Source organism: Pseudomonas viridiflava (genome assembly GCF_900184295.1).
Taxonomy (GTDB): Bacteria; Pseudomonadota; Gammaproteobacteria; order Pseudomonadales; family Pseudomonadaceae; genus Aquipseudomonas; species Aquipseudomonas viridiflava.
This window is the reverse complement of the sequence record NZ_LT855380.1, coordinates 1,323,003-1,349,825: the sequence shown is the minus strand read 5'-3', so window position 1 is coordinate 1,349,825 and position 26,823 is coordinate 1,323,003. Positions and strand designations below refer to the sequence as shown.

21 protein-coding genes, 1 tRNA gene, 1 pseudogene and 1 riboswitch are annotated in these 26,823 nt (G+C 60.6%); of the genes and pseudogenes, 18 read left to right on the top strand and 5 right to left on the bottom strand.

The features are described 5' to 3' along the window. Positions 1 to 21: 21 nt before the first annotated feature. Complete coding sequence (locus CFBP1590_RS06380) at positions 22 to 843, top strand: HDOD domain-containing protein (protein ID WP_088234684.1); 822 nt, start codon at positions 22 to 24, stop codon at positions 841 to 843. Here CFBP1590_RS06380 and tctE read toward each other — a convergent pair. Then, entirely contained in the window at positions 837 to 2,228 is a 1,392-nt protein-coding gene (gene tctE, locus CFBP1590_RS06375; protein ID WP_058432532.1) for a two-component system sensor histidine kinase TctE, read from the bottom strand. The two genes, CFBP1590_RS06380 and tctE, sit on opposite strands and share 7 nt — an antisense overlap. After that, on the bottom strand, positions 2,221 to 2,892 hold the full coding sequence (tctD, locus tag CFBP1590_RS06370; protein ID WP_004881751.1) for a two-component system response regulator TctD: 672 nt from the start codon (positions 2,890 to 2,892) through the stop codon (positions 2,221 to 2,223). Before tctD ends, tctE begins: the two co-directional genes overlap by 8 nt. 485 nt (positions 2,893 to 3,377) lie before the next feature. Between tctD and CFBP1590_RS06365 the strand changes: the two genes are divergently transcribed. From CFBP1590_RS06365 to CFBP1590_RS06350, 4 genes are all read left to right on the top strand, one after another. Continuing rightward, positions 3,378 to 4,361 carry a Bug family tripartite tricarboxylate transporter substrate binding protein gene (locus CFBP1590_RS06365; protein WP_162999104.1) on the top strand — a complete coding sequence of 328 codons (984 nt, stop codon included), beginning with the start codon at positions 3,378 to 3,380 and terminating at the stop codon, positions 4,359 to 4,361. Positions 4,362 to 4,423: 62 nt separating this feature from the next. Then, positions 4,424 to 4,882 (top strand): tripartite tricarboxylate transporter TctB family protein, encoded by a 459-nt coding sequence (locus tag CFBP1590_RS06360; RefSeq protein ID WP_025996844.1) that lies wholly within the window; start codon positions 4,424 to 4,426, stop codon positions 4,880 to 4,882. Positions 4,883 to 4,884: 2 nt separating this feature from the next. After that, positions 4,885 to 6,399, top strand: coding sequence for a tripartite tricarboxylate transporter permease (locus CFBP1590_RS06355; protein ID WP_029243188.1), 1,515 nt, complete (start codon positions 4,885 to 4,887; stop codon positions 6,397 to 6,399). Next, complete coding sequence (locus tag CFBP1590_RS06350; RefSeq protein ID WP_088234683.1) at positions 6,392 to 7,426, top strand: AbrB family protein; 1,035 nt, start codon at positions 6,392 to 6,394, stop codon at positions 7,424 to 7,426. Before CFBP1590_RS06355 ends, CFBP1590_RS06350 begins: the two co-directional genes overlap by 8 nt. A 4-nt stretch (positions 7,427 to 7,430) precedes the next feature. On the opposite strand, the gene ung is transcribed toward CFBP1590_RS06350, so the two are convergent. Continuing rightward, a complete protein-coding gene (ung, locus tag CFBP1590_RS06345) occupies positions 7,431 to 8,123 on the bottom strand; it encodes a uracil-DNA glycosylase (RefSeq protein ID WP_088234682.1) in 693 nt (230 codons plus the stop codon). A gap of 168 nt (positions 8,124 to 8,291) precedes the next feature. Here ung and dspII point away from each other — a divergent pair, with 168 nt between their 5' ends. Further along, positions 8,292 to 9,404 carry an enoyl-CoA hydratase/isomerase DspII gene (dspII, locus tag CFBP1590_RS06340; RefSeq protein ID WP_088234681.1) on the top strand — a complete coding sequence of 371 codons (1,113 nt, stop codon included), beginning with the start codon at positions 8,292 to 8,294 and terminating at the stop codon, positions 9,402 to 9,404. Between the two features lie 213 nt (positions 9,405 to 9,617). Here the strand turns inward: dspII and CFBP1590_RS06335 are convergent, their stop codons facing one another. Next, a complete protein-coding gene (locus tag CFBP1590_RS06335; protein ID WP_029243191.1) occupies positions 9,618 to 9,968 on the bottom strand; it encodes a hypothetical protein in 351 nt (116 codons plus the stop codon). Positions 9,969 to 10,444: 476 nt separating this feature from the next. Further along, a riboswitch (guanidine-I (ykkC/yxkD leader) is annotated at positions 10,445 to 10,548 on the top strand. Between the two features lie 59 nt (positions 10,549 to 10,607). Between CFBP1590_RS06335 and CFBP1590_RS06325 the strand changes: the two genes are divergently transcribed. The 12 genes and pseudogenes from CFBP1590_RS06325 (at position 10,608) to CFBP1590_RS06270 (ending at position 26,012) form a co-directional block, all read left to right on the top strand. Then, positions 10,608 to 11,681 (top strand): putative urea ABC transporter substrate-binding protein, encoded by a 1,074-nt coding sequence (locus tag CFBP1590_RS06325; RefSeq protein WP_088234680.1) that lies wholly within the window; start codon positions 10,608 to 10,610, stop codon positions 11,679 to 11,681. Positions 11,682 to 11,708: 27 nt separating this feature from the next. After that, positions 11,709 to 12,524, top strand: a complete 816-nt coding sequence (locus tag CFBP1590_RS06320; RefSeq protein ID WP_088234679.1) for an ABC transporter permease — start codon at positions 11,709 to 11,711, stop codon at positions 12,522 to 12,524. After that, positions 12,521 to 13,303, top strand: a complete 783-nt coding sequence (locus CFBP1590_RS06315) for an ABC transporter ATP-binding protein (RefSeq protein WP_088234678.1) — start codon at positions 12,521 to 12,523, stop codon at positions 13,301 to 13,303. Before CFBP1590_RS06320 ends, CFBP1590_RS06315 begins: the two co-directional genes overlap by 4 nt. After that, positions 13,300 to 14,025, top strand: coding sequence for an urea amidolyase associated protein UAAP1 (locus CFBP1590_RS06310; RefSeq protein WP_088234677.1), 726 nt, complete (start codon positions 13,300 to 13,302; stop codon positions 14,023 to 14,025). The genes CFBP1590_RS06315 and CFBP1590_RS06310 overlap by 4 nt, the downstream gene beginning before the upstream one ends. Before the next feature lie 12 nt (positions 14,026 to 14,037). Next, a pseudogene (locus CFBP1590_RS06305) lies at positions 14,038 to 14,663 on the top strand (urea amidolyase associated protein UAAP2). Positions 14,664 to 14,783: 120 nt separating this feature from the next. Continuing rightward, the gene (uca, locus tag CFBP1590_RS06300; protein ID WP_088234676.1) at positions 14,784 to 18,413 is read left to right on the top strand and encodes an urea carboxylase; all 3,630 of its coding nucleotides are present in this window, start codon (positions 14,784 to 14,786) and stop codon (positions 18,411 to 18,413) included. Between the two features lie 31 nt (positions 18,414 to 18,444). Further along, positions 18,445 to 20,253 (top strand): allophanate hydrolase, encoded by a 1,809-nt coding sequence (gene atzF, locus CFBP1590_RS06295; RefSeq protein WP_088234675.1) that lies wholly within the window; start codon positions 18,445 to 18,447, stop codon positions 20,251 to 20,253. Between the two features lie 94 nt (positions 20,254 to 20,347). Beyond that, positions 20,348 to 23,593: a dermonecrotic toxin domain-containing protein gene (locus tag CFBP1590_RS06290; protein WP_088234674.1), complete on the top strand. Its 3,246-nt coding sequence runs from the start codon at positions 20,348 to 20,350 to the stop codon at positions 23,591 to 23,593. A gap of 35 nt (positions 23,594 to 23,628) precedes the next feature. Further along, the gene (locus CFBP1590_RS06285; protein ID WP_088234673.1) at positions 23,629 to 23,850 is read left to right on the top strand and encodes a cysteine-rich CWC family protein; all 222 of its coding nucleotides are present in this window, start codon (positions 23,629 to 23,631) and stop codon (positions 23,848 to 23,850) included. A 45-nt stretch (positions 23,851 to 23,895) separates the two neighbouring features. After that, positions 23,896 to 24,588, top strand: a complete 693-nt coding sequence (locus CFBP1590_RS06280; protein ID WP_088234672.1) for a pseudouridine synthase — start codon at positions 23,896 to 23,898, stop codon at positions 24,586 to 24,588. 299 nt (positions 24,589 to 24,887) lie between these two features. After that, the gene (locus tag CFBP1590_RS06275; protein WP_088234671.1) at positions 24,888 to 25,781 is read left to right on the top strand and encodes an alpha/beta fold hydrolase; all 894 of its coding nucleotides are present in this window, start codon (positions 24,888 to 24,890) and stop codon (positions 25,779 to 25,781) included. Between the two features lie 157 nt (positions 25,782 to 25,938). After that, a tRNA-Gly gene (locus CFBP1590_RS06270) sits at positions 25,939 to 26,012 on the top strand. 218 nt (positions 26,013 to 26,230) lie between these two features. On the opposite strand, the gene CFBP1590_RS06265 is transcribed toward CFBP1590_RS06270, so the two are convergent. Then, positions 26,231 to 26,731, bottom strand: coding sequence for a hypothetical protein (locus CFBP1590_RS06265; RefSeq protein ID WP_069144671.1), 501 nt, complete (start codon positions 26,729 to 26,731; stop codon positions 26,231 to 26,233). Positions 26,732 to 26,823 lie beyond the last annotated feature (92 nt).

Here is a 26,823-nt window from a genome sequence, read left to right as displayed (position 1 = left end):
CTAAAGGCTGCGAGACGCAACATGAGCAAGATGGCTGACGAGGTGCAGAGAAACTTGATCAAGGCCATCGACAGAGATGCCTTGTTTCTCCCTACCCTGCCGGAAGTAGCACTGAAGATTCGCCTTGCCGCCGAAGACACCGAAATCAGCATCGCTGCGCTGAGCAAGGTCATCGGCAGCGATACCGCCCTGTCCGCTCGACTGATCAAGGTGGCGAACAGCCCGTTGCTGCGACCCAATTTCGAGGTCAGCGACGTGAACACGGCGATTCGCCGTCTGGGCGTCAACTACACCTGCAACCTGGCCATTGGTCTCGTCGTGGAGCAAATGTTCCACGCCAAGTCGGAAGTCATCGAGCAGAAGATGCGCGACATCTGGAAGCAGAGCCTGCAGGTGGCCGGAATCAGCTATTACCTGTGTCAGCAGTACACCAGTCTGAAGCCGGATCAGGCCACGCTGGCCGGGCTGATCCACCTGATCGGCATTCTGCCGATCCTGACCTACGCCGAAGACCATTTCGATCTGCTGGCCGATCCGGTCAGTCTCAATCATGTGATCGACAATATTCACCCGGTCATCGGCGAACGCCTGCTGCGCTCGTGGGACTTTCCCGAGCCGCTGGCTTCGGTGCCTGGCAAGTTCCAGGACTTTACCCGCGTCTCGAAAAGCCCGGATTACATCGATGTGGTACAGGTCGCGACGGTGCACATTCACAAGAACACCGACCATCCTTTCAGCCTGATCGAACTCCCAGACCTGCCCGCCTACAGCCAACTGCGCCTGAACCGAGCCAACGACATGCTCGGCGCGGAAATGGACGACGCCAAGGACATGCTCTACTGAGCCTGAGTCGCGTTGAAACTGACCCTGACTTTCAGACCGCGCTCGGCCCCATCGTGTAACGAAATGCGGGCCAGATGGGCACGACAGATTTCCCCGACGATGGCCAGTCCCAGCCCGGCGCCGCTGCCTTGCTGGCTGCGACGATAGAATCGTTCGAACACCCGCTCGCGTTCCGCCTGCGGAATCCCCGGACCATCATCTTCGACCTCCAGAACGCCCGGCGCGTACACCCTCAGCACAACGTTGCCGCCAGACGGTGTATGGGCCAGTGCATTGTCGATCAGATTGCTCAGCAATTCGTTGAGCAGGGTCGGCTCGCCGCGCAGCCAGACAGGCTCTTCGGCTTCCAGTGCCAGCGCCACGCCGTGCGAGTGCGCCAGAGGTGCCATGGCCATGCCCAGCTCACGTGCCAGCTGACTGAGGTCGAGTTGCTGCGCACCGCCCTCGGCAATCGCCCGGGCGCCGTTTTCGATACGCGCCAGCGACAGCAACTGATTGGCCAGATGGGTCAGGCGGTCGGTACCCAGCGCGGCAGACTCAAGCGTGGTGCGCCATTGCTGCGGGTCACGCTCACGCAATCCCAGTTCCACACGCGCCTTGAGCGCAGCCAATGGCGTACGCAATTCGTGGGCGGCATCGGCGATGAATTGCGCCTGACGTTCGAACTGCAGGCGCAAACGCTCGGTGAAGTGGTTCAACGCGCCGACCAGCGGTCGAAGTTCATGCTGCACCTCAACCATGGGCAGCGAGCGCAAATCGTCAGGCTGGCGCTCCTCGACCGCCGTGCGCAGGCGCTCCAATGGACGCAGCGCTGCACTGACGGTGAACCAGACCAGCAACAACGCACCGCCGCCCAGCATGCCCAGGCGCAACAATGTATCGGCCATCAGACTGCGGGCCATGCCCTTGCGCGCCTCCTGGGTTTCAGCCACGCGGATTTCCGCCGTGCCGTTCATGCCCGGATCGGTCACCGGCTTGAGCAGACTGACCACGCGGACATCCTGACCCTGATACATCCCGTTATAGAACTTGGCGAGTGCCGGATAATCATCGGTTCGCAACGTTCCCGGCGGCGGTGACGGCAGGTTTTCGTAACCGGAAATCAGCTTCTGGTTGATGTCGTTGACCTGGTAGTAGATACGACCCTCGCTGTCGTAGGCGAAGGTATCCAGTGCCACATAGGGAATGTCGGCACTCAGCGTTCCGTCGCGCTGGGTCAGACCGGCGGCGATGGTGCGCGCCGAAGCCAGCAGCGTGCGGTCGTAGGCCGTGTCGGCCACCTCGCGTCCGTTCCAGTAGGCGCTCATGCCGCTGGCCAGCATCAGAACGACCAGCAACAACGCCAGATTCCACAGCAGTCGCCAGCGCAGGCTGTCGTTAATCATCGCGGCTTTCCAACAGGTAACCCAGGCCACGGAACGTCACGATGGCCACCGAATGCCCGTCGAGTTTCTTGCGCAGGCGATGCACGTAGATTTCGATGGCGTCGGGACTGGCTTCTTCGTCGAGACCGAACACCTGAGCCGCGAGCTGCTCCTTGCTCATCACCCGGCCGGGCCTCGCGATCAACGCTTCCAGCACCGCCTGCTCGCGAGAGGTCAGGGTCAGGAGTTCGTCGCCCAGTGTAAAGCGACGCGTGTCCAGGTCGTAGGCCAGCACGCCGCACCGCTGCTGACGCTCGCCACCCAGCACGCTGCGCCGCAGCAGTGCCTTGACCCTGGCTTCCAGTTCGGACAGCTCAAATGGCTTGGCGAGGTAGTCATCTGCACCCAGATTGAGGCCATGCACCCGATCCTTCACGTCACTGCGCGCGGTCAGCATCAACACCGGCAGATTCTTGCTGCGCGCCCGCAAACGGGCCAGTACTTCGAAACCATCCATACGCGGCAGGCCCACGTCGAGAATCGCGACGGCGTATTCCTCACTGGTCAGGGCCAGGTCGGCCGCCACGCCATCGTGCAGGACATCGACGGTCAGACCCGCGCTCTTGAGCGCCTGAGCGACACTCTCAGCCAGTTGCAGATGATCTTCAACGAGAAGAACACGCATCGCCCTCTCCTGTTATGGGTGTTGTTATTGGGAATAGTGGTTGCGGAGTTTACAGACGCTTCGCCCCCTGTGAAGCACGGAAACGACTCGAAGGTATACAGCGACGCAATGAAAGGTAACTGAAAGGTTCGTGATTTAGCATCGCGATACGACCCGCCAAAGGGTACGTGAACAAGGCGCCCGGATGCGTCTGAAAATAAAAACAATAAAACGGTAAATGGAGTCACATCATGTCAACGCCTTCCCCGGCTCGACAGTCAGTGCATCGCACTCAATTCCCGACCGCTTCCGGTCAGCCTGCTTCATGCCCGCCTTGTCACGGCACTACGCTGACATTTGGCGCCCTTCCAGCGTTTATCCAGCACGTCGATGCAGTCATCTGCAGCCATAGTCCTGCCCGTCCAAATCCGCCGTTACGGGAATTCTCCGGCAATCGAACGCACTGAACAGCTTTCCACATCCAAAAACAAAAACATCTCAGGAGACTGAACATGAAATTTTCCTTGCGTCAGCTAGCCATGACCGCCAGTTGCATGCTGGTTGCCACCCAACTGCTTGCCGAGCCCAAGCGCCCTGAATGCATCGCACCGGCCTCGCCGGGCGGTGGCTTCGACCTGACCTGCAAGCTGATCCAGAGCGCGCTGATCAACGAGAAGATCCTCAGCACCCCGATGCGCGTGACCTACATGCCCGGCGGTGTCGGCGCGGTGGCCTACAACGCGGTGGTCGCTCAACGTCCAGCCGATGCCGGAACACTGGTGGCCTGGTCCAGCGGCTCGCTGCTCAACCTGGCCCAGGGCAAGTTCGGGCGCTTCGACGAGAACGCCGTGCGCTGGCTGGCCGCAGTCGGCACCAGCTACGGCGCCATCGCGGTGAAGAGCGATTCGCCTTACAAAAACCTCGACGATCTGGTCAAGGCACTCAAGGCCGATCCGAGCAAAGTCGTCATCGGTTCCGGCGGCACTGTGGGCAGCCAGGACTGGATGCAGACCGCACTGATCGCCAAGGCAGCCGGTATCAATCCGCGCGAGCTGCGCTATGTGGCGCTCGAAGGTGGCGGCGAAATTGCTACGGCCTTGCTCGGCGGTCACATTCAGGTCGGCAGTACCGACATCTCCGACTCCATGCCGCACATCCTCAGCGGCAACATGCGCCTGCTGGCGGTGTTTGCCGACAAGCGTATCGATGAGCCGGAAATGAAAGACATCCCGACGGCCAAGGAACAGGGGTACGACATCGTCTGGCCGGTGGTGCGTGGCTTCTACCTCGGGCCAAAGGTGAGCGACGAAGATTACAACTGGTGGAAAGCCTCGTTCGACAAGGTGCTGGCCTCGGAAGACTTCGCCAAACTGCGTGACCAGCGCGAGCTGTTCCCGTTCGCCATGACCGGCCAGGAGCTGGACGCCTACGTTAAGAAACAGGTGGCCGACTACAAGCTGATGGCCAAGGAATTCGGCCTGATTCAGTAATTGCACCCAATTGACTGACTTTCGGTTGCGCCTGCCTGACGGGCGCGACTCAGGAGCTTTTCATGGTCATACAACGCGTTTTTGCAGGTGTCCTGCTACTGGTCTGTATCGGCCTGGCCCTCATGGCCTGGCCGTACCAGGCGCCCTTCTCCTATGAACCGGTCGGGCCTCGGGCCTTTCCGTTGCTGATGCTCGGCCTGATGGGCGCTGCCCTGCTGTACATGCTGATTCGTCCGACGCCCATCGTGCACAGCGAAGACGAACCGCCGCTGGACCGCGAGACGCTGGTCAAGATCGGCATCTGCATCGCCCTGCTGCTGGTGTTCGCCGGCCTGTTCGAACCGCTGGGTTTCATTCTCAGCAGCATCCTGATCGGCATACCGATGGCGCGCCTGTATGGCGGTCGCTGGGTGCCGAGCGTAGTGGTAGTGATTCTGATGAGCGTCGGTCTTTACCTGCTGTTCGATAAAGCCATGGACGTTCCCCTGCCTTTGGGCCTGCTCAGCGTTCTGGAGAATTAAACGTGGATACTTTCAGCTACCTGGGCCAGGGCTTCGGCGTTGCCCTGACGCCTTACAACCTCATCACCGCATTGTCCGGCACCTTGATCGGCACCATCGTCGGCCTGCTGCCGGGGCTGGGTCCGATCAACGGTGTGGCGTTGCTGATTCCCATCGCCTTCGCACTGGGCCTGCCGCCAGAATCGGCCTTGATCCTGCTGGCGGCCGTGTATCTGGGCTGTGAATACGGCGGCCGTATCAGCTCCATCCTGCTGAACATTCCGGGCGAAGCATCCACCGTGATGACCACCCTGGACGGCTACCCTATGGCCCGTAACGGTATGGCCGGTGTTGCACTGTCGCTGTCAGCCTGGAGCTCGTTCATCGGCGCTTTTATCGCCACCTGCGGCATGGTGCTGTTCGCGCCGCTGCTGGCCAAATGGGCGATTGCCTTTGGTCCTGCGGAATACTTCGTGCTGATGGTATTCGCCATCGTCTGCCTGGGCGGGATGGCCGGAGACAAACCGCTCAAGACCTTCATCGCAGCGCTGATCGGCCTGTTCCTGTCTGCCATCGGGATCGACGCCAACAGCGGCGTGTATCGGTTTACCGGCGACAACATCCACCTGGCTGACGGCATCCAGTTTGTCGTGCTGGTGCTGGGCCTGTTTTCCATCAGCGAGATCCTGTTGCTGCTGGAAAAAACCCACCGTGGCCAGGAAGCGGTCAAGGCCACCGGGCGCATGATGTTCAATCTCAAGGAAGCGGCGGCGGTATTCATGGTGAATATTCGTTGCGGCTTCATGGGGTTCATTCTAGGCGTATTGCCGGGCGCGGGCGCCACACTCGCCAGCGCCGTGGCCTACATGACTGAAAAGCGTATTGCCGGACCTACGGGCAATTTCGGCAAAGGTGATATGCGCGGCCTGGCTGCCCCGGAAACCGCCATCGGCGCGACCGCCTGCGGCGCACTGGTGCCGATGCTGACTCTGGGCGTTCCGGGTTCGGGCACCACGGCGGTGATGATCGGCGCGCTGTCGCTGTACAACATCACGCCCGGCCCGATGCTGTTCCAACAGCAACCGGATCTGGTCTGGGGTCTGATTGCGTCGCTGTTCATCGCCAACGTCATGCTGGTGATCCTGAACATCCCGATGATCCGCATTTTCACCCGCGTTCTGTCCGTACCGAACTGGGCGCTGGTGCCGGTCATCGCGATCATCACCGGGATCGGTGTCTACGCCGTACACGCCACCACCTTCGACCTGTTCCTGATGGTCGGCATCGGCATCTTCGGCTACATCCTGCGCAAGCTGGACTTCCCGTTGTCGCCAATCCTGCTCGGGTTCATCCTCGGTGGTCTGATGGAGCAGAACCTGCGTCGTGCGCTGTCGATCTCCAACGGCGAACTGGGGATTCTCTGGGCCAGCCCGATCACCCTCGGTGTCTGGGTACTGACCGTGTTCATGCTGCTGTTCCCGCTGATCCGTATCTGGCGCAAGCGTGCCAGCCAGCGTGCCGCGATGACCAATGTCTGATTCGTCACTGCGTAACTGGTGGCCGACCCCGCTGGTCGGTCTGCTGGGCGGCTACCTCGCCAGCCAGGTCGGCTGGCCTCTACCCTGGATGGTCGGCTCGTTGCTGGCGATCATCCTCGTGCGCTGCCTGACACCCTGGCAGATCACCCAGATTCCCGGCGGCCGCAAATGCGGCCAACTGGTCATCGGCATCGGTATCGGCCTGCACTTCACCCCAGTAGTGATCGAACAGGTGCTGGCGCACTTCGGGTTGATTTTCTTTGGTGCGCTGATCACCAGCCTGTCCTGTCTGGTCGGTGTGTGGCTGATGCTGCGCACCGGCGAGGACCGGCCTACGGCTTTCTTCTCCAGCATGCCGGGCGGTTCGGGTGAAATGGTCAACCTCGGCGCACGCAATGGCGCGACCCTGAGCAGCGTCGCTGCTGCGCAAAGTCTGCGCGTGCTGGCGGTGGTGCTGTGCGTACCGGCGATCTTCAAATACTTGCTGGGCGAGGGTGCGCCCGTGCTGCACGCCACCAGTGTCGACTGGCGCTGGCTGGCGTTTCTGCTGCCATTCGGCGCGCTGCTGGCCTGGCTATGGCAACGCCTCAAACAGCCCAACCCTTGGCTGTTCGGGCCGCTGCTGCTGAGTGCAGTGGTCAGTGTGGTCTGGGATCTGAAAATCGGCCTGCCCAATGGCGCCAGCCAACTGGGCCAGTTGCTAATTGGCAGCGGGCTGGGGTGTCACTTCAATCGGGCGTTCTTTCGTCGTGCACCGTCGTTTCTAGGACGCACGCTATTGGGAACGGCGCTGACCATGCTGATCGCCGCCCTCGCCGCCTTCGGCCTCAGTGCGCTGACGCATCTGGATCTGCGTTCGCTGACGCTGGGCATGATGCCGGGCGGCATTGCCGAGATGAGCCTGACCGCCGAGGTGCTGCAATTGTCCGTGCCGCTGGTCACGGCGATGCAGGTGATGCGTCTGTTGTTCGTGCTGTTTCTGGCCGAGCCGCTGTTCCGGCGCTGGAACAGACGACTCGCTGACTGACGCCTCAGATATTCGGCAAGCGCCAGTCAATCGGCTTAATGCCGTTCTGCTCCAGATACTTGTTGGTCCGTCCGAAATGTCCGTTGCCGAGAAAGCCTTTGTAGGCCGACAGCGGTGACGGGTGGACCGAGGTCAGCACCAGATGTTTGGTCGCGTCGACCAGCTTCTGCTTGCTCTGCGCATGAGCGCCCCACAGCAGAAACACCAGATGTGGCTGATGCTCGCTGACCACCTGAATGATCCTGTCCGTGAAATGCTGCCAACCCTTGCCTGCGTGGGAAGCGGCATTCGCCCGCTCGACCGTAAGGGTGGTATTAAGCAGCAGCACGCCCTGATCCGCCCAGCTTTGCAGGCAGCCATGGTTGGGGATATCAATGTTCAGGTCGCGTTTCAGTTCTTTATAAATATTGACCAGCGACGGCGGTGTCGGCACGCCGGGCTGCACCGAGAAGCACAGGCCGTGAGCCTGATTGGGACCGTGGTAAGGGTCCTGACCGAGGATCACGACTTTCACGTTATCCAGTGGCGTGGAGTTCAGCGCGTTGAAGATCAGCGGCCCCGGCGGATAGATCTCTTTGCCTGCGGCATGCTCCTGACGCAGAAACTCGCGCAACTGTTGCATGTAGGGCTTTTCGAACTCCTCACGCAGCGCTTCTTTCCAGCTGGGTTCAAGCTTGATGCGGTCGTCGCTAGTCATGGTCACATCCGGTAAAAACATTGCGCGGACACTAGGAAAGCTGACTGCCAATGTCAAATGTCGCCCATCGATTCCGTCGGTTTCCTACACTGCAAATTTCCCCCCGCAACTTAATGACGCTGCACGAAGACCAACAATGAGGTCGGCGTCTTTTCAGAGAGGGTCACGATGAACCTGCAATTCGAAGAACTTCACGCCCAGGGCGGCGCACGTATCGGGGTCGCTACGCTGGACGCCGAGAAGTCGCTGAACGCACTGTCGCTGCCAATGATTCTGGCGCTTCAGGATCAGCTCGACGCCTGGGCGGGCAATCCACAGATTGTTTGTGTACTGCTGCGCGGCAATGGCGCGAAAGCCTTTTGTGCCGGGGGCGATGTGCGCACGCTGGTCGAAACCTGCCTCAATAATCCCGGCACCGTACCACCTTTGGCAGCGCACTTCTTTAGCGCTGAATACCGCCTGGATTACAGCCTGCACACATACCCCAAGCCGTTGATCTGCTGGGCGCATGGTTATGTGCTGGGCGGCGGCATGGGTCTGCTTCAGGGCGCGAACATACGAATCGTTACTCAGAGCAGTCGACTGGCCATGCCTGAAATCAGCATCGGGCTTTACCCCGATGTTGGCGCAAGCTGGTTTTTGTCTCGCCTGCCGGGGAAGCTGGGGTTGTTTCTGGGCCTGACCGGTTCACACATCAACGGACGTGACGCGCTGGATCTCGATCTGGCGGATCGCTGCCTGCTCGATGAACAGCAGCCGGATCTGATCGAAGGTCTGCTGCAACTCAACTGGCAGGAACAGACCGATGTGCAGCTGAACAGCCTGCTCAAGGCGCTGCAACACGAGGCCAACAGCCAGTTGCCCGAAGCGCAGTGGCTACCGCGCCGGGCGCAGATTGATACGCTGCTGGACGTGGGCAATCTGGTCTGTGCCTGGCAGGCCATCAGCCATTTGCAGCAGCAGGATGACGCGTTGCTGGCCAAAGGTGCGAAGAATCTGGTGGAGGGTTGCCCGGTCACTGCGCATCTGGTCTGGGAACAGATCAAGCGTGCGCGTCACCTGTCATTGGCGCAGGTGTTTCAGATGGAATACGCCATGAGCTTGAATTGCTGTCGTCATCCGGAATTCAGCGAAGGCGTGCGGGCCAGACTGATCGATAAGGACCACGCGCCGCACTGGCACTGGCCGGATGTCAGCAAAATACCGCCCGCAGTGATCGACGCGCACTTTGAGAAAGCCTGGGAAGGACGGCATCCGCTGGCGGATTTGCCGGAGTATTGAGCCGGCGTGAGTGATCTCTCGACACTGATCGAGAGCGGACGCGGAGCGTCCGCTCTCGAATGTGGCGCAGATGTGTGCCCAAACTCCAGCGTTTTCCACGTCATGCGCTCGGCTCACTGAGTCCGCAATCTGTGCCATCTGTGACGCGGAGCGTCACGGGAGGCATGCCCACGCGGAGCGATGGGCACGATCAGTGGTGGGGGGACTTGAGTATCAGCGATGCCCGCCGCGCCCGTCTCCACGACCACGGCCGTCGCCTCTTCCTCCATGATCGCGGCCACCACCGTGGTCCCAGCCACGATTGCTGCGGTAGTCACCACGATAGCCACCGTTGTCACGGAAGCGGTCATTGCGCCAGCCGTAGCCCGGTGGGCGGCCAGGCTGGTAGTAGCGCGGTCCAGGTGGTGGACCGTAATAACGCGGAGCCGGGGCGTAGTAACGGGGTTGTTCGTAATAGCGCGGTTGAGGCGCCACGTAGATGCGCCGCTCCTGGTAATAGGTGGAGCGGTAGCCATTGTCAAAACCGTACCCGCCAGCGACCACCGTCGTCGGTTGCGTGTACACATCGGATTCGTAGTAACCAGGGCCTCCATAACAACCAGCAAGGAAGAGGGTCAGCAAAACGATTAGCGAGGGTCTTCGATACATGGCGGCCTCCTGGACCGCGATAGGGCACAAACCAGCGACGCTGGTCGGCGTCCGCCAAAGCGGTTGGCGGACGAAGGTTAAGACACTGAAAACACGATCCAGTGCGTAACGGGGCGCTCCGTCCGTCCGCTTGAAATCGTCTCAAAAAGCCTGAAAAGCCCTGAAATAAAGGCTTCCAGACCTGTAGCGCTTTCTTACAAAGATGCTACAAAACATTTCAACCAGCGCCTCATCAAGGTGCAGCCATGCACCAGCACAAGGCAGATTCTTGCACCTCACTGCACCTTGAAATATGGCAACCCTTGCCAACCGGGCCTTTCGGCGAGTTGGCACAACTCTCGCTTAGTCCATCCTGTGCAGGAGTCAACACACGGTTCGCGGCACCACAATTTGCAATAGCTGACTAGGGTTCCGGCTTGCCAGAGGGCAAGTGGCTGGTCCGAGAGTTGGCGACCTCCAGTAGAGGGTTACACGGCGGGACAAAAGCCCGGGAGACAGGACACCAGTGGTGTCACGTTGCTCCTGGCCGCCCTTTTCACTACTGGAGATCTCTCGATGCTCAAGTCAACGTCACGTCTCTCGGGCCTGCTCTGCGCCGGTCTTCTCGCTGCATTGAGCTTCTCGGCGAACGCCGCTCCCAAGGATCACTTCAACGTCTGCTGGACGATCTACGCAGGCTGGATGCCGTGGGAATACGCAGGCACTCAGGGCATCGTCGACAAATGGGCCAAGAAGTACGGCATCAAGATCGATGTCACCCAGCTCAACGACTACGTCGAGTCAATCAACCAGTACACCGCCGGCCAGTTCGATGGCTGCACCATGACCAACATGGACGCCCTGACCATTCCGGCCGCCGGTGGCGTGGAAAGCACGGCGCTGATCGTCAGCGACTTCTCCAACGGTAACGACGGCGTCGTACTCAAGGGCGAAGGCAAGAAGATCGCCGACCTCAAGGGCATGGACGTCAATCTGGTCGAACTGTCGGTTTCCCACTACCTGCTGGCCCGTGCCCTGGACAGCGCCAAGCTGAGCGAGAAAGACCTGAAGGTGGTCAACACCTCGGATGCCGATATCGCCGCCGCCTTCAACACCGATGATGTTCAAGCCGTCACTACCTGGAACCCGATGCTCTCGGAAATCAAGGCCAAACCGGGCGTGACCGAAGTGTTCAACTCCAGCCAGATTCCCGGCGAGATCATGGACATGATGGTGGTCAACACCCAGACCCTGAAAGACAACCCGGCACTGGGCAAGGCCCTGACCGGTGCATGGTTTGAAGTGGTTGCGCTGATGAACGCCAAAAACGCCCAGAGCAAGGCTGCGCTGGAACACATGGCGAAGGCCTCGGGCACCGATCTGGCGGGATTCCAGTCGCAACTGGACACCACCAAACTGTTCGCCACGCCCAAGGAAGCGCTTGAGTTCGCCACCAGCAAACAGCTGCCGGAAACCATGGGCAAGGTCGCCGGTTTCTCGTTCGCGCACGGCTTGCTCGGCGAAGGTGCCAAGGATGACAAGGCCGTGGGCATGACCTTTGCCAACGGTGTGACCACCGGCGACAAGGGCAATCTCAAGCTGAATTTTGACCCCAGCTACGTGCAGATGGCCGCCGACGGCAAGCTGTAATTCACGTTTCGCACAAAGGTCTTTGCCATGCGCTTGATAAACCGCCATCCGGATCGCGCCGGTCGCCTGATTCTGGTGATCCTGCCGTTCGCCCTGCTGCTGTTCGCCTATTTTCTGGGCTCGGCCAGCCGGCTTGCGGAAAACCCCAACGACAAACTGCTGCCCAGCGCGGTGCAGATGGCCGATGCGGTCAATCGCATGGCGTTCAAGGCCGATGTCCGCACCGGCGAATACCTGTTGTGGCAGGACACCGCGTCCAGCCTGCAACGGCTGGCCATCGGTCTGGGCATCAGTGCCTTTCTCGGGCTGTGCCTGGGCATTGCAGCGGGGATTCTGCCGATGTTCGGCGCGCCGCTGTCGCCCTTGCTGACGGTGTTGTCAATGGTGCCGCCGCTGGCGATCCTGCCGATTCTGTTCATTGTGTTCGGTCTGGGCGAGCTGTCGAAAGTGATGCTGATCGTCATCGGCATCACGCCCATTCTGGCGCGGGATCTGGAGCAGCGGGCGCGTGAAATTCCGGTCGAACTGCTGATCAAGGCACAGACCCTCGGTGCCTCGACCTGGACGCTGATCCTGCGGGTGATCCTGCCGCAATTGCTGCCGCGCCTGTTGATTGCCCTGCGGCTGGTGCTGGGGTCGGCGTGGCTGTTCCTGATCGCGGCGGAAGCCATTGCCTCCACCGACGGACTGGGCTACCGAATCTTTCTGGTCCGCCGTTATCTGGCGATGGACGTGATTCTGCCTTATGTGGTCTGGATCACCCTGCTCGCCTGGCTGATGGATTGGGGTCTGAAAGCCCTGACCCGTCGTGCATTTCCCTGGTACGAAGGAGCGCGAGCATGAGCTTTATCTGCGTGCGCAACGTCTGGCAGCAATACGACGATCAGGTGGTGCTGGAAGGTTTGAATCTGGACGTTGCCGAAGGTGAGTTCTGCACGCTGGTCGGCGCGTCGGGCTGCGGCAAATCGACCTTTCTTCGCCTGCTGCTGGGCCAGGAAACCTCAAGCCGTGGCTCGATCACGCTCGACGGTCAGCCGCTTTCCAACGAACCGGACGCCAGCCGTGGCGTGGTCTTCCAACGCTACTCGGTGTTTCCGCACCTGAGCGTGCTGGACAACGTCGCGCTGGGCCTTGAGCTGCCCCGCTCACGCTGGATCGGCCGACTGTTCGGCCAGGCCAAGCGGGACGCTCGGGAGCAGGCGGCGCAGTTGCTGCGCAAGGTCGGCCTGGGGCATGCGCTGGACAAGTATCCCTCGCAATTGTCCGGCGGCATGCAGCAACGACTGGCCATCGCCCAAGCGTTGATCATGAAACCCCGCGTGCTGCTGCTCGACGAGCCGTTCGGCGCCCTGGACCCCGGTATCCGCAAGGACATGCACCACCTGTTGCTTGAGCTGTGGCGCGAGACGCAACTGACCGTGTTCATGGTCACTCACGACCTGTCCGAAGGCTTCAACCTCGGCACCCGGCTGCTGGTGTTCGACAAGGTCCGCCACGACCCGCATTCCCCCAGTGCCTACGGTGCGCGCATCACCTACGACATTCCCCTCAACAGTGAACGCCGCGCCGAGCGTGCGGCACTCGATCTGCTGAAACCTGCTTTAGAGGAACCCACTCCATGACTGACTCGACCACGCTTTACCCCGTCTTCGCCGAAGAAATGCTGCCCGGCGGCGGCCATCGCTCGTTCATCCTCAAGCGCGGCGAACTGCTGCGCCTGACCGACCTGCACGGCAATGCCAATGTCAGCCTGACGCTGCTCAACGCTCACGAAAAGACCGAGCGCCTGAACCTGCCTGACAGCCTCAAATGCCAACACACCGCACGACTGAGCGCCGGTCACTGCCTGTACTCGGACATGGGCCGCGTGCTGGCCGCCATCGTTACCGACACCTGCGGCTGGAGCGATAGCATTGGCGGTGTGCTCAATGCTCAGGAAGTAGCTGAAAAGTACGGCCAGGGCCGTTATCAGGAACTGCGCAACGGCTTCTTTCGCAACGGCGTCGACAACCTGCTGGTCGAGCTGGGCAAGTGGGGGCTGGGGCTGTCAGACCTGCTGATGACCCTCAATCTGTTCAGCCGGGTCAACGTGGACGAAACCGGCGTGCTGCACTTCGTGCCGGACAACTCGAAGGCAGGCGATTACATCGAGCTGTATGCACCGATGGACACGCTGGTGGTACTGACCGCGCTGCAACATCCGATGGACCCGAACCCGGCCTATGCGCCGCAGCCGCTCAAGCTGAGCTGGATGAAAGCCGACGCCAGCATTGCCGAGCACTGCCGCACGTCACGCCCGGAAAACGAGCGCGGCTTCATCAACACCGACCGCCTGTTCGCCTGAGGAGACCCTGTCATGAATCTGCATGCCCACGACCATCAACACTGCGACGCAACCATCCCGGCCGGCGAACCGTTTCTGGCCGAAGTGAAAGCCGGACAAACCGTGCGTATCCTTGACCTGGAAGGCAATCAGGCCGTCGATACGCTGTTCTTCAGCCTTGCCAACCCGCGTGAACGCTACGACGTGCAACGCACCCTGCGCCGCCAGAACAGCGTGTACCTGACCACCGGCAGCGTGCTGTTTTCCAACCTCGGCCAACCGATGCTTACCATCGTCGCGATGACACCTGTGGCCGGCACGACACGCTGGGCGGCGCCTGTGCGCAAGAAAGCAACACCGTGCGCTATGCCCTGGAAAAACGCCACATGCACAGCTGCCGCGACAACTACCTGCGCGCCTGCCTGCACGACGGTCGTCTGAGCAAGAAAGACATCGGGCCGAACATCAACTTCTTCATGAACGTGCCCGTGACAGCGGACGGCGGCCTGACCTTCGAGGACGGCATCTCGGCGCCCGGCAAATACGTCGAACTGCGTGCCGAGATGGACGTGATCGTGCTGATCTCCAACTGCCCGCAGTTGAACAACCCCTGCAACGGCTACAACCCGACGCCTGCGCAGTTGGTCGTTCGCGACTAGTTGATGCTTCAAGCCCCGAATCCGGGCGGCAACGGACGACCGTTGCGTTGAAACGTTTATTAGCGGGACGGCCCGCTTCCCATCACGAAACCGATTCAGTCCGGTTTCCGGGGTCATGCCATGTTCGACAAACTGCTGATCGCCAACCGTGGCGCCATTGCCTGCCGCATTCTGCGAACCCTACGCACCTTGAAGGTCAAGGGCGTGGCTGTGTACTCCGAAGCCGACGTTGCCAGCCTGCACCTGATGCAGGCCGACGAGGCTCACAGCCTGGGTGAAGGCGGCGCGGCCGGCACCTATCTGGCGGTGGACAAGATCCTCGCCATCGCCAAAGCCAGCGGCGCGGGGGCGATTCATCCGGGTTACGGATTTCTCTCCGAAAACGCTGCGTTCGCCCAGGCCTGTGAGGACGCGGGCATTGCTTTCGTCGGCCCGACGCCGGAGCAACTCAGGGTGTTCGGCCTCAAGCACACTGCTCGCGCCCTGGCCAAACAGCATGGCGTGCCAATGCTGGAAGGCACCGAGCTGCTGGACAGCGTCGACGCGGCCCTCACCGCCGCCGAGGTTATTGGCTATCCGGTCATGCTCAAGAGCACGGCGGGCGGCGGCGGTATCGGCATGCGGGTGTGCCGTAGCGCCAATGAGCTGGCCGACTCGTTCGAGGCGGTGAAGCGTCTGGGCCAGAACAACTTCAGCGACGCCGGGGTGTTCATCGAGAAGTACATCCAGCGCGCCCGTCATCTGGAAGTCCAGGTGTTCGGCGACGGTCAGGGTGAAGTGCTGGCACTGGGCGTGCGGGATTGTTCGGTGCAGCGTCGCAACCAGAAAGTCTTGGAAGAAACCCCCGCGCCCAACCTGCCGGAAGGCATGGCGGATGAACTCTGTGCGGCGGCGATCAAGCTGGCCAAGGCCGTCAATTATCGCAGCGCAGGGACCGTGGAATTCGTTTTCGACAGCCAGGATCAGCGCTTCTATTTTCTGGAAGTGAACACCCGACTGCAGGTCGAGCACGGCGTGACCGAACAGGTATGGGGCGTGGATCTGGTCGGCTGGATGGTGCAACTGGCGGCTGGTGATCTGCCACCGCTTGCGGAGCTGCAAGCCACCCTGAAACCGAACGGGCACGCCATTCAGGCGCGTCTGTATGCCGAAGATCCGGGCCGCGACTTCCAGCCCTGCCCCGGCCTGTTGACCGCCGTAAGCTTTCCGCCTGCAGACGGTCAGGCGCTACGCATCGACACCTGGGTGGAAGCCGGCTGTGAGATCCCGCCGTTCTTCGATCCAATGATCGCCAAGCTCATCAGCTGGGCACCGAGCCGCGGTGAAGCCAGTGCTGCACTGGCCGAAGCGTTGGCGGAGAGTCGTCTGTATGGCGTGGAGACCAACCGCGATTACTTGCGTCAAATCATCGCCGATACACCGTTCGCCAGCGGGCAGCCGTGGACACGCTGCCTGGAAGATCTGGTGTATCACGCCGACACCTTCGAAGTGCTCAGCGGCGGCACCCAGACCAGCGTTCAGGATTATCCGGGACGTCTGGGTTACTGGGCTGTCGGCGTTCCGCCGTCCGGGCCGATGGACAGCCGCGCCTTGCGTCAGGGCAATCTGCTGCTGGGCAATGCCGAAGGGTGCGCGGCGCTGGAAATCACCATGAGCGGGCCGCTGCTGCGCTTCAACACGGACGCGGTGGTGGCCGTGACCGGCGCAACGATTCCGCTGACCCTGGATGGCGAATCGTGCCCGATGAACACAACGCTGCTGGTGAATGCCGGTTCGACACTGGCATTGGGCACCACCGCCGGGGCCGGTGCACGCAGTTACCTGTGTGTGCGGGGCGGGCTGGATGTGCCGGACTATCTGGGCAGCAAAAGCACCTTCACACTCGGCCAGTTCGGCGGCCATGGCGGTCGTGCGTTGCGGGCCGGTGATGTGCTGCACCTTGCGCCGCTGGCTGATCGCAGCGTCGGCGCATGCATCGCCGATGACGCGCTCGAGGTCCTCGGCGAGGTTCGCGACATGCGCGTGATCTACGGGCCGCACGCTGCGCCCGAGTACTTCACCGAAGCGTACATCGAGACGTTTTTCGCGACGGATTGGGAAGTGCACTTCAATTCCAGCCGCACCGGCGTGCGTCTGATCGGACCCAAGCCCGAGTGGGTCCGCGCCGACGGCGGCGAGGCAGGACTGCACCCGTCCAACATTCATGACAACCCGTATGCCATCGGCGCGGTGGATTTTACCGGCGACATGCCGGTGATCCTCGGGCCGGACGGGCCGAGCCTGGGTGGCTTCGTCTGCCCGGTGACCATCATCGAGGCGGACCTGTGGCAACTGGGTCAGCTCAAGGCGGGTGACAAGGTCCGGTTTCATCCGGTGACGATCGAAGCGTGTCATGCCTCTTCACAAGCAAGCTCACTTCCACTGGAAACGGTGAGCCCCCTTGGGAGCGGACTTGTCCGCGAAAGCAATCCAGGCCACACCTCGCTGATCACCCAGCTGCAAAGCCCGATCATTCTGGACATCGGCCAGGACGACAAACGTCTCGTTGCGCGGCTGTCCGGCGACACGCACCTGCTGCTGGAAATAGGCGCACCCGAGCTGGACCTGGTGCTGCGCCTTCGCGGCCATGCGCTGATGCTGGCGCTGGAAGCCAAGGCTCTGCCGGGCGTGATCGACCTGACGCCGGGTATCCGTTCGCTGCAAGTGCATTACCACCCTGCCCAGCTCCCGCTCAGACAACTGCTGGAGATCGTCGCTGGCGAATGGGACGCCGTGTGCGCCGCGAAAGACCTGCAAGTGGCCTCGCGCATCGTGCACCTGCCATTGTCCTGGGACGACCCGGCCTGTCAGCTGGCCATCGAGAAATACATGACCACTGTGCGCAAGGACGCTCCGTGGTGCCCGAGCAATCTGGAATTCATCCGGCGCATCAACGACCTGCCCGATCTCGACGAAGTACAGCGCACCGTGTTCGACGCCAGCTATCTGGTGATGGGCCTAGGCGATGTCTACCTCGGCGCGCCGGTTGCAACGCCCCTGGACCCGCGCCATCGACTGGTCACCACCAAGTACAACCCGGCCCGCACCTGGACGGCGGAAAACTCGGTGGGCATCGGTGGCGCCTACATGTGCGTGTACGGCATGGAAGGCCCTGGCGGTTATCAGTTCGTGGGCCGTACGTTGCAGATGTGGAATCGCTATCGAGACGTTGCCGCATTCGAGGGCAAACCCTGGCTGCTGCGCTTCTTCGATCAGATTCGCTTCTATCCGGTCAGCGCCGAGGAACTGCTGCGCATCCGCCGTGATTTCCCGCTGGGCCGATTCGATCTGAACATCGAACACAGCACCCTGAACCTGACCGATTACCAGAGCTTTCTGAGTCACGAAGCCGAAGGCATCGCCGCATTCCGGGCCCAGCAACAGTCAGCGTTCAACGCCGAACGCGAGCGCTGGATTGCCAATGGACAAGCCAACTTCGAGAGCGAGGAAAGCATCGCGCCGACCACTGACGAGACGGTTCTCGAGCCGGGCCAGCAAGGTATCGACAGCCACATTGCCGGCAATCTCTGGCAGGTGCAGGTCAAGCCCGGCGAACGGGTCGAGGCTGGCGACGTGCTGGTGGTGCTGGAGTCCATGAAGATGGAAATCCCGGTACTCGCGCCAGTCGGCGGCATCGTGCGGGACGTGCGGGTGCAACCCGGCTCGGCCGTGCGCGCAGGCCAGCGCGTCGTCGTGCTCGACGCGGACTGAACCGAATCATTCAATTTGAGGGAACATCCCCATGACCGATAACCCATTGTTGACTGATCTGCGTCTGGATTCCGTTCGCGCCGCTTACCAGTCCGGCACCCTGTCACCCCGTCAGTTGATCCTGGCGCTTCAGGAAAAAGCCGCCGAGCTGAATCCCGGCTATCACCTGTTCATCCATCTGCTGAGCCCGGATGAACTGGAACCCTATCTGGTCGCGCTGGAAAACCGCGAACTCAAGGATCTGCCGCTTTACGGCGTGCCGTTCGCGATCAAGGACAACATTGATCTCGCGGGCATTCCCACCACCGCCGCCTGCCCCGACTACGCCTACACGCCGGAACGCTCGGCAACCATTGTCGAGCAACTGGTTGCGCTGGGTGCCGTGCCCATGGGCAAGACCAACCTCGACCAGTTCGCTACCGGACTCAATGGCAGCCGCTCACCTTACGGCCCGTGCCCCAACAGCGTGTTGAAGGAATATCCCTCCGGCGGTTCCAGCTCGGGTTCGTCGCTGGCGGTCGCGCTGGGCGTCAGCAGCTTTTCCCTGGGCACGGATACCGCAGGCTCGGGCCGGGTGCCTGCAGCGCTGAACAATCTGGTTGGCACCAAAGCCAGCAAAGGCCTGATCTCGACCGCAGGCGTCGTGCCGGCCTGTCGCACGCAGGATTGCGTATCGCTGTTCACCGCCACGGCCAGAGAAGCCAGCCAATTGCTGGCACTGGTCGCCAAACTCGACCCGCGCGATGAATACAGCCGCCGTAACCCGGCGTGGAACGACGCCACCGCATTCGGCGCGCCACGCCCGTTTCGCTTCGGCGTTCCGCGTGCCGAAGACCTTGAGTTTTTCGGCTGTATTCAAGGGCCGCTGTTGTTCAGTGACGCCATCGATCACCTGACCGCGCTGGGCGGCGAAGCGGTGACCATTGACCTGTCACCGTTTCTCGAAGCCGCCAGCCTGCTGTACGACGGTCCATGGGTCGCCGAGCGCTACAGCGTCGCCGGGCAACTGATGGAGGAAAACCCTGCCGCGGTGCTGCCGGTGATCCGTGCGGTATTGGCCAAGGCGCCAGCCGTCACAGGCGTCGAGACTTTTCGCGCGCACTACCGTCTACAGGCACTGAAGGCCATTTGCGACAAGGCGCTGGAAGGTCTGGACTGCGTGGTGACGCCGAGCATCGGTCGGCCGGTGACCTCGGCCGAGCTGCTCGCCGAACCGGTGCTGCGCAATTCCGAACTGGGCTACTACACCAACTTCGTCAACCTGTTGGATTACGCCGCCGTCGCCGTGCCCAGCACCTTCATGGATAACGGTTTGCCGTGGGGCGTGACATTGTTCGGGCGCGCCTTCACCGACCAGTATCTGCTCAGTCTTGCCGATGCCTTCCAGCGTCACACGGCCCTGCCATTGATCTCGGGTAACACACCGCCCACACCGACCACTGTCGCGCGCAATGACATGGCGCGGCTGGTGGTCTGCGGCGCGCATCTGGACGGCCTGGCGCTCAACGGACAACTGAAACAACGCGGCGCGCGCCTGTTGGAAGCCACACAAAGCTCACCCGACTATCAGCTCTATGCACTGGCAGGCGGCCCGCCTTTTCGGCCGGGCATGGTGCGTGTGGCCGAAGACGGTGTGGCGATCGAGGTGGAGGTCTGGGAGTTGCCGAGTGCCGAACTGGGTTCGTTTCTGACCGGCATCCCTGCACCGCTGGGCCTGGGCAAGGTGCAACTCGCCGACGGCCGATGGGAAACCGGTTTCATCTGTGAGCCGTACGGCCTTGAAGGTGCGCGCAACATCAGCGAACTGGGCGGCTGGCGCGCCTACCTGCGCCAGCTGTAAATCTGCGACCGTCGTGTCGATCAGATACATAGTTGTGTCTGATCGGCCGGGGCGGTGCGACATAGTGGCTGATCATTCCCTTTGACCAGATGCCATGACCGTCCCTCATACACCCTTCACCCACGACACCCCGCTTCTCGCTTCAGCCCCGTCAGCGGAGCCACCCGCCGCCACCGATCAACCGCCCGCGACAACTGACTCGAACACTGCCATCGAGCAAAGACTCAAGGCCCTGCGCAACAGTCCCGGCTTTGCGCTGATCGCCAATTCGTCCTTGCTGCTCAAGGCCTGCCAGCTGGACATGGACGCACCGCCCTCCAGACGCCAGTACCTGCGTGCGCAACTGGCCCTGTACCTGAAACAGAAAACCGGCCAGAAACTCGACCCCGATCAACTGCACGTCACCTTCACCAACGAAACGCATCCAGCCGTCCATGATGACGGGCACGAGCACGACAGCCTGCGCCTGTCGCTCACCGAGCTTGCACTCGCCAGCTTCGATCCGCCCCGCTACATGGCGCTTTACCGAAGCACGCTCGCAGACACAACGCTGCTGGATGATGCGCCATCACCGAGCGCGTCCGACGTTTTGAAACTGATCGCCAATGTGCCCTGGACCCGAGACTACGGCATTCTGCTGGAGACATTCTGGGCGCGGCACAGGCAAAGCTACCGGACACTGTCCAGACTTGGCTTTCTCGACACGCTGGCGCGGCAATACGCTCGTGGGCAGATCAGTCGCTACGGTTATTTTCTGACGCTGGATGCGCTGGGCCTGAAAGACTTTCCCACAGATCTCTCGCTGCTCGAACAGAGCGGACGTGGCGAAACGGCTGAGGTCCGCATGCTCACCTTCAACGGCGATCCGGTGGCCGGGCTGTTTCAGGTCAGTTCAACGGCGACCTCGCACTGCTTCATTCATGTTCTGGACAATCGCGGCACAGTCATCGAATACATCAGCAGCGACCCGGCGCACATGACTGGAAAACTTCTGGCGGCATTGAATGACGCAGGTATCTACGAGTTCGCCTCGCACCTGCTGGAGCGCAGTGAAAAGACAGCCGCATCCGTGGGTTTGACGCTGATCGAAGGCGATGTGTTTGACGGGCTGACCGACGCCCAGGCATTGCTCGCCGATGAGTTGCTGAGTGATGAGCGCTATGATCGATTCGATCTGTTGAGGCCGGTTGCGCGCAGTCTCACGCTGGCCAGCGGCGTGGACCTCTGGCAGTCGCAGCCGTCCATTCTGAAGCAGTTGCCTGAGCCCTCAAGGCTGGCCAACCGGCTCATGTCAGGCTACCTGAGTGACCGGCAAGGTCTGCAGCACGATCCCGACCACGTATTCCTCCTGTACCGGCGTGGCACCTCGACCACACCGCTGGGTGACGCCCGCACCCCTGCTGTTCACGTCCATACGCCCCACGAAAAACCGATCAGCCTGAGCGAGGCGCTGGTCACCCAATACCGGGTTCAGACGCCGCTCGGCTACATCGATCATGGCGGGAAAACCGTGGTGTTTCTGGACCCCACGGGGCAGGGTCAATGGGCCGTCGACACTGAGTTGGCAGTTGATCCCTACGCCGTGGAAGAACACATAAGGACGATTGATTTCCTCGCGCTGATGACCGAACGCATCGACACGTTCTGGGAGCAGGAAAAGACCGGAATCGAACAGGCTTTCCAGTCCACATTCATCTGTCAGGCGCTGATTGCGGTGAAGCAGGGCCGCGTGACACGTGACGGTTTCGACCTGATCCTGGCGTCGCTGTCCAACCGCGACGACCTGCGCTGGCATGACCTGGGTTTCCATGTGCAAGGCTCGGTCTTTGACGGCATGCACACCCAGTACACCGGACTGCTGATGCTTGAGCATGCAGACAAACAGAAGGTGCTGTATCAGGCGGGACACCCCAAGGCATTCATCGAGTGCGCGGACGAAGACGCGCTCAATGCCTACCTCATTGTGGCCACCGCCGACAGCCAGTGGCGCGAAGCCGTTCTGCGTCACGTGCCGGTACGTCATCATCAGCGACTGGAGTATCTGTTCAAGTTATGGGGCGGCGTCAGGGCACCGACTCCTCCGGTGTCCATCCTGCGTCCGTGGACCGACCAGATCTACAACCCGGACACATACAAGGCGATGCTGCATGTGCTGTGCAAACGGCAGCTAGACGGTTCGCCGTTCGCGTTCCTGCACCGGATGCTGAAGCAGAACGCGCTGATGGATGCCGAAGACCGGATCGTCACGTCCGGGCAGGTGACCTTGAGAGAGTGGACGGACCGGCTTGAACAGCTGCAACTTCTTTTGGCCCCCATGTCCGTGCTGCTTACCCCGGCACTGATCGCCTCGCTGGCAACTGAAATCGGTATCGTCTCGCTGAACATCGCGTCCGCACACCTGCCGGGCGGTCGTGATGCGGAAAAGAGCCAGGCGTTGCTGGCAATCCTGTCGCTGGGCCTGATGCACCTGGGTCCCCGGACACCCAAACTGTTGCGCTCGATGAACAGGCTCATCAGGCCCTCACGCCAGGCGACACGCGTGATTCCCCCACTGCCTGACATCTCACGCGTCATCAGCGCCAAGCGAAGCCCGTGGATGTCGCGGCAGCCGACGCGTCTGGAAACATTCTTCCACACCCAGGCATTGCTCAAGCGCTGGACGCTGGTCGGCAGACCGTACCAGGGTGGTGTGCCGGTTCACGCCTGGAAGCTGGGGCGCCGGTTTCTGCTCTGGACCTCGGACAAGGGTCAGGCCAGGACGCTGGTGGTGAGCACACACGGCCATTACCTGCCGTGGGCGTCCAATGTAAAAATCCCGAACGGCACCGAGCTGCGCACCTACGCCCCTCACGGCTACGAACTCGTCGACCCCTTGCTGCACAATATCGTCAGCAGGCGCACTCTGCCTTTCGCGGCTTCAAGCGCGGCCGGAAACACGCCATTGACGCTCGGACCTTCGCTCGCACCACTGACCATCACCGACAAGCTCATGGCGGGCACATCACTGCCCGGCAGGTTCAAGAACTACACGCTGTCGAAATTTCAGACGCTTCACAACGAACCCTATGGCGACATTGCAAACATCGTGCGCAACGCCAATGCCTCACCTTTGCTCGGCCATCTGCCGCCCACGCCGATGGACGTGTTGACGGTGCGCAACCGCTTTGGCATGCCATCGCCAACGCTTTCGAACCTGTTCGATACGCTGTCGGCTCAAGGCATTCACTACGACAAAATACTGCTGGTGCACTGCCGCTGTGCCGCCATTGCCTCGGTGCTGCAACGGGCTCCGGTCTACAAGGCGCCGACAGTCAAGCCGACGATTGTTAAGATGCCCTGACTTTTTCGCCCTCTTCGCCCGGTCCCGAGATCACCATGACAACCGACGCTGTTACCAACCTGTGCCCGGTGTGCGGCTTCAGCAACAGTTGCACCCTGGCCGACCCGCGCACCGCCAGCCAGCCGTGCTGGTGCTTCTCGGAAACCATCGACCCGGCACGGCTCGAAGCGCTGCCCGACGAGGTCCGCAACAAGGCCTGCCTGTGCCCGCGCTGCGCAGGTGTCGAGCAGGCAGCGCCGGGCCAACCGGTGCGCTAGATCGCGTACCATGTGCACCCTCATAACCTTCCTGTCGCCATCGCCATGCGTCTTGACCGCTTCCTCAGCAACCTGCCCCGCTTCAACCGCAAGGACGTGCGTCTGGCGCTGGTCAGCGGCCGTGTGACAGTGGATGGTCAGATCACACGCGACCCGCATCACGATGTACGGGAATTCAGCTGCGTGGCCTTCGACGGCGAGATCCTTCAAACAGGCAAGGCGCAGCGCTATTTCATGCTGCACAAACCACAAGGCTGCGTGAGCGCCACCGTCGATCCGCAACATCCGACCGTGCTCGATCTGCTGGATGAACCTGACAAACATGAACTTCATATTGCAGGACGTCTGGATTTCAATACCACAGGTCTGATGTTGATAACCAATGACGGTCACTGGTCACGACGATTGACGCAGCCGCAGACAAAGTTGCCCAAAGTGTATTACGTCGAGACAGAACAGTTGATCGACGAACGGTATATAACCAGGTTTGCCGAAGGCTTTTACTTCCCGTTCGAAAACATCACCACACAGCCAGCACAGTTATCCATCCTTGGACCTCGTTGTGCCCGGCTGAGTATTGTTGAAGGTCGCTATCATCAGGTGAAGCGGATGTTCGGTCACTTCGACAACAAGGTGCTGATTCTGCACCGCGAACGCATGGGGGATCTGTCCCTGTCCCCCGAGCTAGAGCCCGGCAGCTACCGTGCCCTGCACGCCGCAGAAATCCAGCTATTCTGAAAAAGTCACAACCGTTCGGCGGAATGCGCAACAAGCCTATGAATGGCACTTGCGGGTTCCAGTATCCACTGCTTGAATCCAAACCGTCAGTCCACATGTGACTGATGAGTCAGGACACCATTCCAAGAAACCTTTTGCCGTACTGAGTCATTGGACTCACGACAAATTGCCCGCCAATAACAACACCTGTCGGACAGATCGTTCGGATCGACATGGGCCTTTAATCGGCTTTTGCCTGCCTGTCACGAAACTCGTGCAACGTTGTTGTACGCATACCTGTTACGCCAGGAGTTACACCTATGTCGCCAGAAAAAGCCGTGCTTGATATACAAGGACAGTTTCGGGTTTACACGGAGTTCTATCGCGCAGATGCCGCGGAAAAAACCATCATCATGGTCAACGGCTCACTGGCCACCACCGCGTCATTTGCACAGACTGTTCGCAACCTCTACCCGACGATGAACGTCGTGCTCTACGATCAGCCGTACGCCGGAAAATCCAAACCGCACAACCGACATGAAAAGCCCCTGACCCGGGAAATGGAAGGCCATATCCTGCTGGAGCTGATCGACCACTTCAATGCCGAGCATGTCATGTCGTTTTCATGGGGTGGCGCTGCGGCGCTGGTCGCGCTGTCGCATCGTCCCAAGCGCCTCGAAAGCGCAGTCATCAGCTCATTTTCGCCCGTGCTCAACGAGCACATGTGTGATTACCTGAACCGGGGCATTATCCACCTGGGCGCGCATGACCGTTACGAAGTCGGCCACCTGATCAACAACACCATCGGCAAACACCTGCCGTCGTTATTCAAGCGCTTCAACTATCGCCACATCAGCAGCCTGGACCTGCACGAATACGACCAGATGCATTACCACATCAGCCAGGTGCTGGAGATCGATCCGGGCAATTACCTGACCGCTGCGAAAAACATCAACGTACCCGTCTTGTTCATGAACGGTGCCTGGGACGAATACACCGCCGCCAACGACGCCGTGCATTTCGGGAAATACGTAAAGGACTGCAGCTTCAGCGTCATCGACGCCGCAGGGCACTTTCTGGACATGGAACACAAGGCCGCCTGCAGCGATTCGAAGCGGGCGCTGCTGAGTTTCCTGCAACCGGAACCTGCCGTGGCAGAGTCGCCCCGTCACGCGCATCAGTTGGTCCAGAGCCACCATGCCCTCGCCTTCTGAGAGCAGCGCTCGAAAAGAGCCAGGGAATCCTCCGCCAGCGCACGGACAGCGGCACTCGGCGGACGGCTTCCAGGGTGAGGGTCCGGATAAATGCAGGTTTTGAGGAATTAACGCTTCAAATGCACGACTGCATCTGGTACAAAGTCAGCCGCTTCGAGCGGGTATAGTTTAGTGGCAAAACGAAAGCTTCCCAAGCTTTAGTTGAGGGTTCGATTCCCTCTACCCGCTCCATATCACCTTTCCACTGAAGCTACCGAGCGTCAGGGAGCGTTGACTGATCCGGCTCTGGTTTACCCTCTCATCACACCCGAAAAATCACTGACACTCTGCCTGTAGCGCAGCGATCATCCATTGTGCATTTTTATTGTAAAAAAATCAGGATTTCCTGACTCTCCATAGCTCTTCGGATTTTTAAAATATATAGCCAGTGACAACCGCAACAGCACCCATTACTTCTGCAACGTAAACTCAGCCTTGTCAAAAGACAGCCAGCACGACGAATTATCCGTCCACTTCGACTCGGTAGTTCCCAGAACGCCCTTCATCAAAACCTTGTCACCCTTTTTGAAACTGCTGATCTTTTTCTTGTTGACCAACAAATCATCGCGGGTCAAACCCTGGCCCTGACATTTGGGATTGGTCGGATCCGTAAAGATGACGGCGATCTGGTTTTGGCCAATGGCGCTGCCTGTCTTGGTAATACGCTGCACAACACCTGGAATGATCAGTGTCTGAGCGTCCCACTTTTCCTTCGCGGTGACTTCGTTTGTTTCCCAATCGCTCCAGATCTGCGTCAATGTCGCCTGTTTGGCTTCGATCAACCCTCTGAAATCGCCGCTCAGCACGTCACCGGTCTGGTCGAATACGCCGTTGGTGACGGACATGGCCTGATCAAGACCCGCGCACCCCGACAAGGCCAGAATCAACGGAAACAACGCTGCACTTTTCATCCACACACTCCGCTGGCGGACTCACCTCTGTTTTGGTCGGCGGTCCGTTATTCAATAACAAGGGACTTATAACTTCGGCAAAAACTCTAACC

What these genes read in the sequence shown, in the direction of transcription:
- CFBP1590_RS06380 (WP_088234684.1), top strand. Translation starts at nt 22, where the DNA reads ATGAGCAAGATGGCTGACGAGGTGCAGAGAAACTTGATCAAGGCCATC.
- tctE (WP_058432532.1), bottom strand. Translation starts at nt 2,228, where the DNA reads ATGATTAACGACAGCCTGCGCTGGCGACTGCTGTGGAATCTGGCGTTG.
- tctD (WP_004881751.1), bottom strand. Translation starts at nt 2,892, where the DNA reads ATGCGTGTTCTTCTCGTTGAAGATCATCTGCAACTGGCTGAGAGTGTC.
- CFBP1590_RS06360 (WP_025996844.1), top strand. Translation starts at nt 4,424, where the DNA reads ATGGTCATACAACGCGTTTTTGCAGGTGTCCTGCTACTGGTCTGTATC.
- CFBP1590_RS06350 (WP_088234683.1), top strand. Translation starts at nt 6,392, where the DNA reads ATGTCTGATTCGTCACTGCGTAACTGGTGGCCGACCCCGCTGGTCGGT.
- ung (WP_088234682.1), bottom strand. Translation starts at nt 8,123, where the DNA reads ATGACTAGCGACGACCGCATCAAGCTTGAACCCAGCTGGAAAGAAGCG.
- dspII (WP_088234681.1), top strand. Translation starts at nt 8,292, where the DNA reads ATGAACCTGCAATTCGAAGAACTTCACGCCCAGGGCGGCGCACGTATC.
- CFBP1590_RS06325 (WP_088234680.1), top strand. Translation starts at nt 10,608, where the DNA reads ATGCTCAAGTCAACGTCACGTCTCTCGGGCCTGCTCTGCGCCGGTCTT.
- CFBP1590_RS06320 (WP_088234679.1), top strand. Translation starts at nt 11,709, where the DNA reads ATGCGCTTGATAAACCGCCATCCGGATCGCGCCGGTCGCCTGATTCTG.
- CFBP1590_RS06315 (WP_088234678.1), top strand. Translation starts at nt 12,521, where the DNA reads ATGAGCTTTATCTGCGTGCGCAACGTCTGGCAGCAATACGACGATCAG.
- CFBP1590_RS06310 (WP_088234677.1), top strand. Translation starts at nt 13,300, where the DNA reads ATGACTGACTCGACCACGCTTTACCCCGTCTTCGCCGAAGAAATGCTG.
- uca (WP_088234676.1), top strand. Translation starts at nt 14,784, where the DNA reads ATGTTCGACAAACTGCTGATCGCCAACCGTGGCGCCATTGCCTGCCGC.
- atzF (WP_088234675.1), top strand. Translation starts at nt 18,445, where the DNA reads ATGACCGATAACCCATTGTTGACTGATCTGCGTCTGGATTCCGTTCGC.
- CFBP1590_RS06290 (WP_088234674.1), top strand. Translation starts at nt 20,348, where the DNA reads ATGACCGTCCCTCATACACCCTTCACCCACGACACCCCGCTTCTCGCT.
- CFBP1590_RS06285 (WP_088234673.1), top strand. Translation starts at nt 23,629, where the DNA reads ATGACAACCGACGCTGTTACCAACCTGTGCCCGGTGTGCGGCTTCAGC.
- CFBP1590_RS06280 (WP_088234672.1), top strand. Translation starts at nt 23,896, where the DNA reads ATGCGTCTTGACCGCTTCCTCAGCAACCTGCCCCGCTTCAACCGCAAG.
- CFBP1590_RS06275 (WP_088234671.1), top strand. Translation starts at nt 24,888, where the DNA reads ATGTCGCCAGAAAAAGCCGTGCTTGATATACAAGGACAGTTTCGGGTT.
- CFBP1590_RS06265 (WP_069144671.1), bottom strand. Translation starts at nt 26,731, where the DNA reads ATGAAAAGTGCAGCGTTGTTTCCGTTGATTCTGGCCTTGTCGGGGTGC.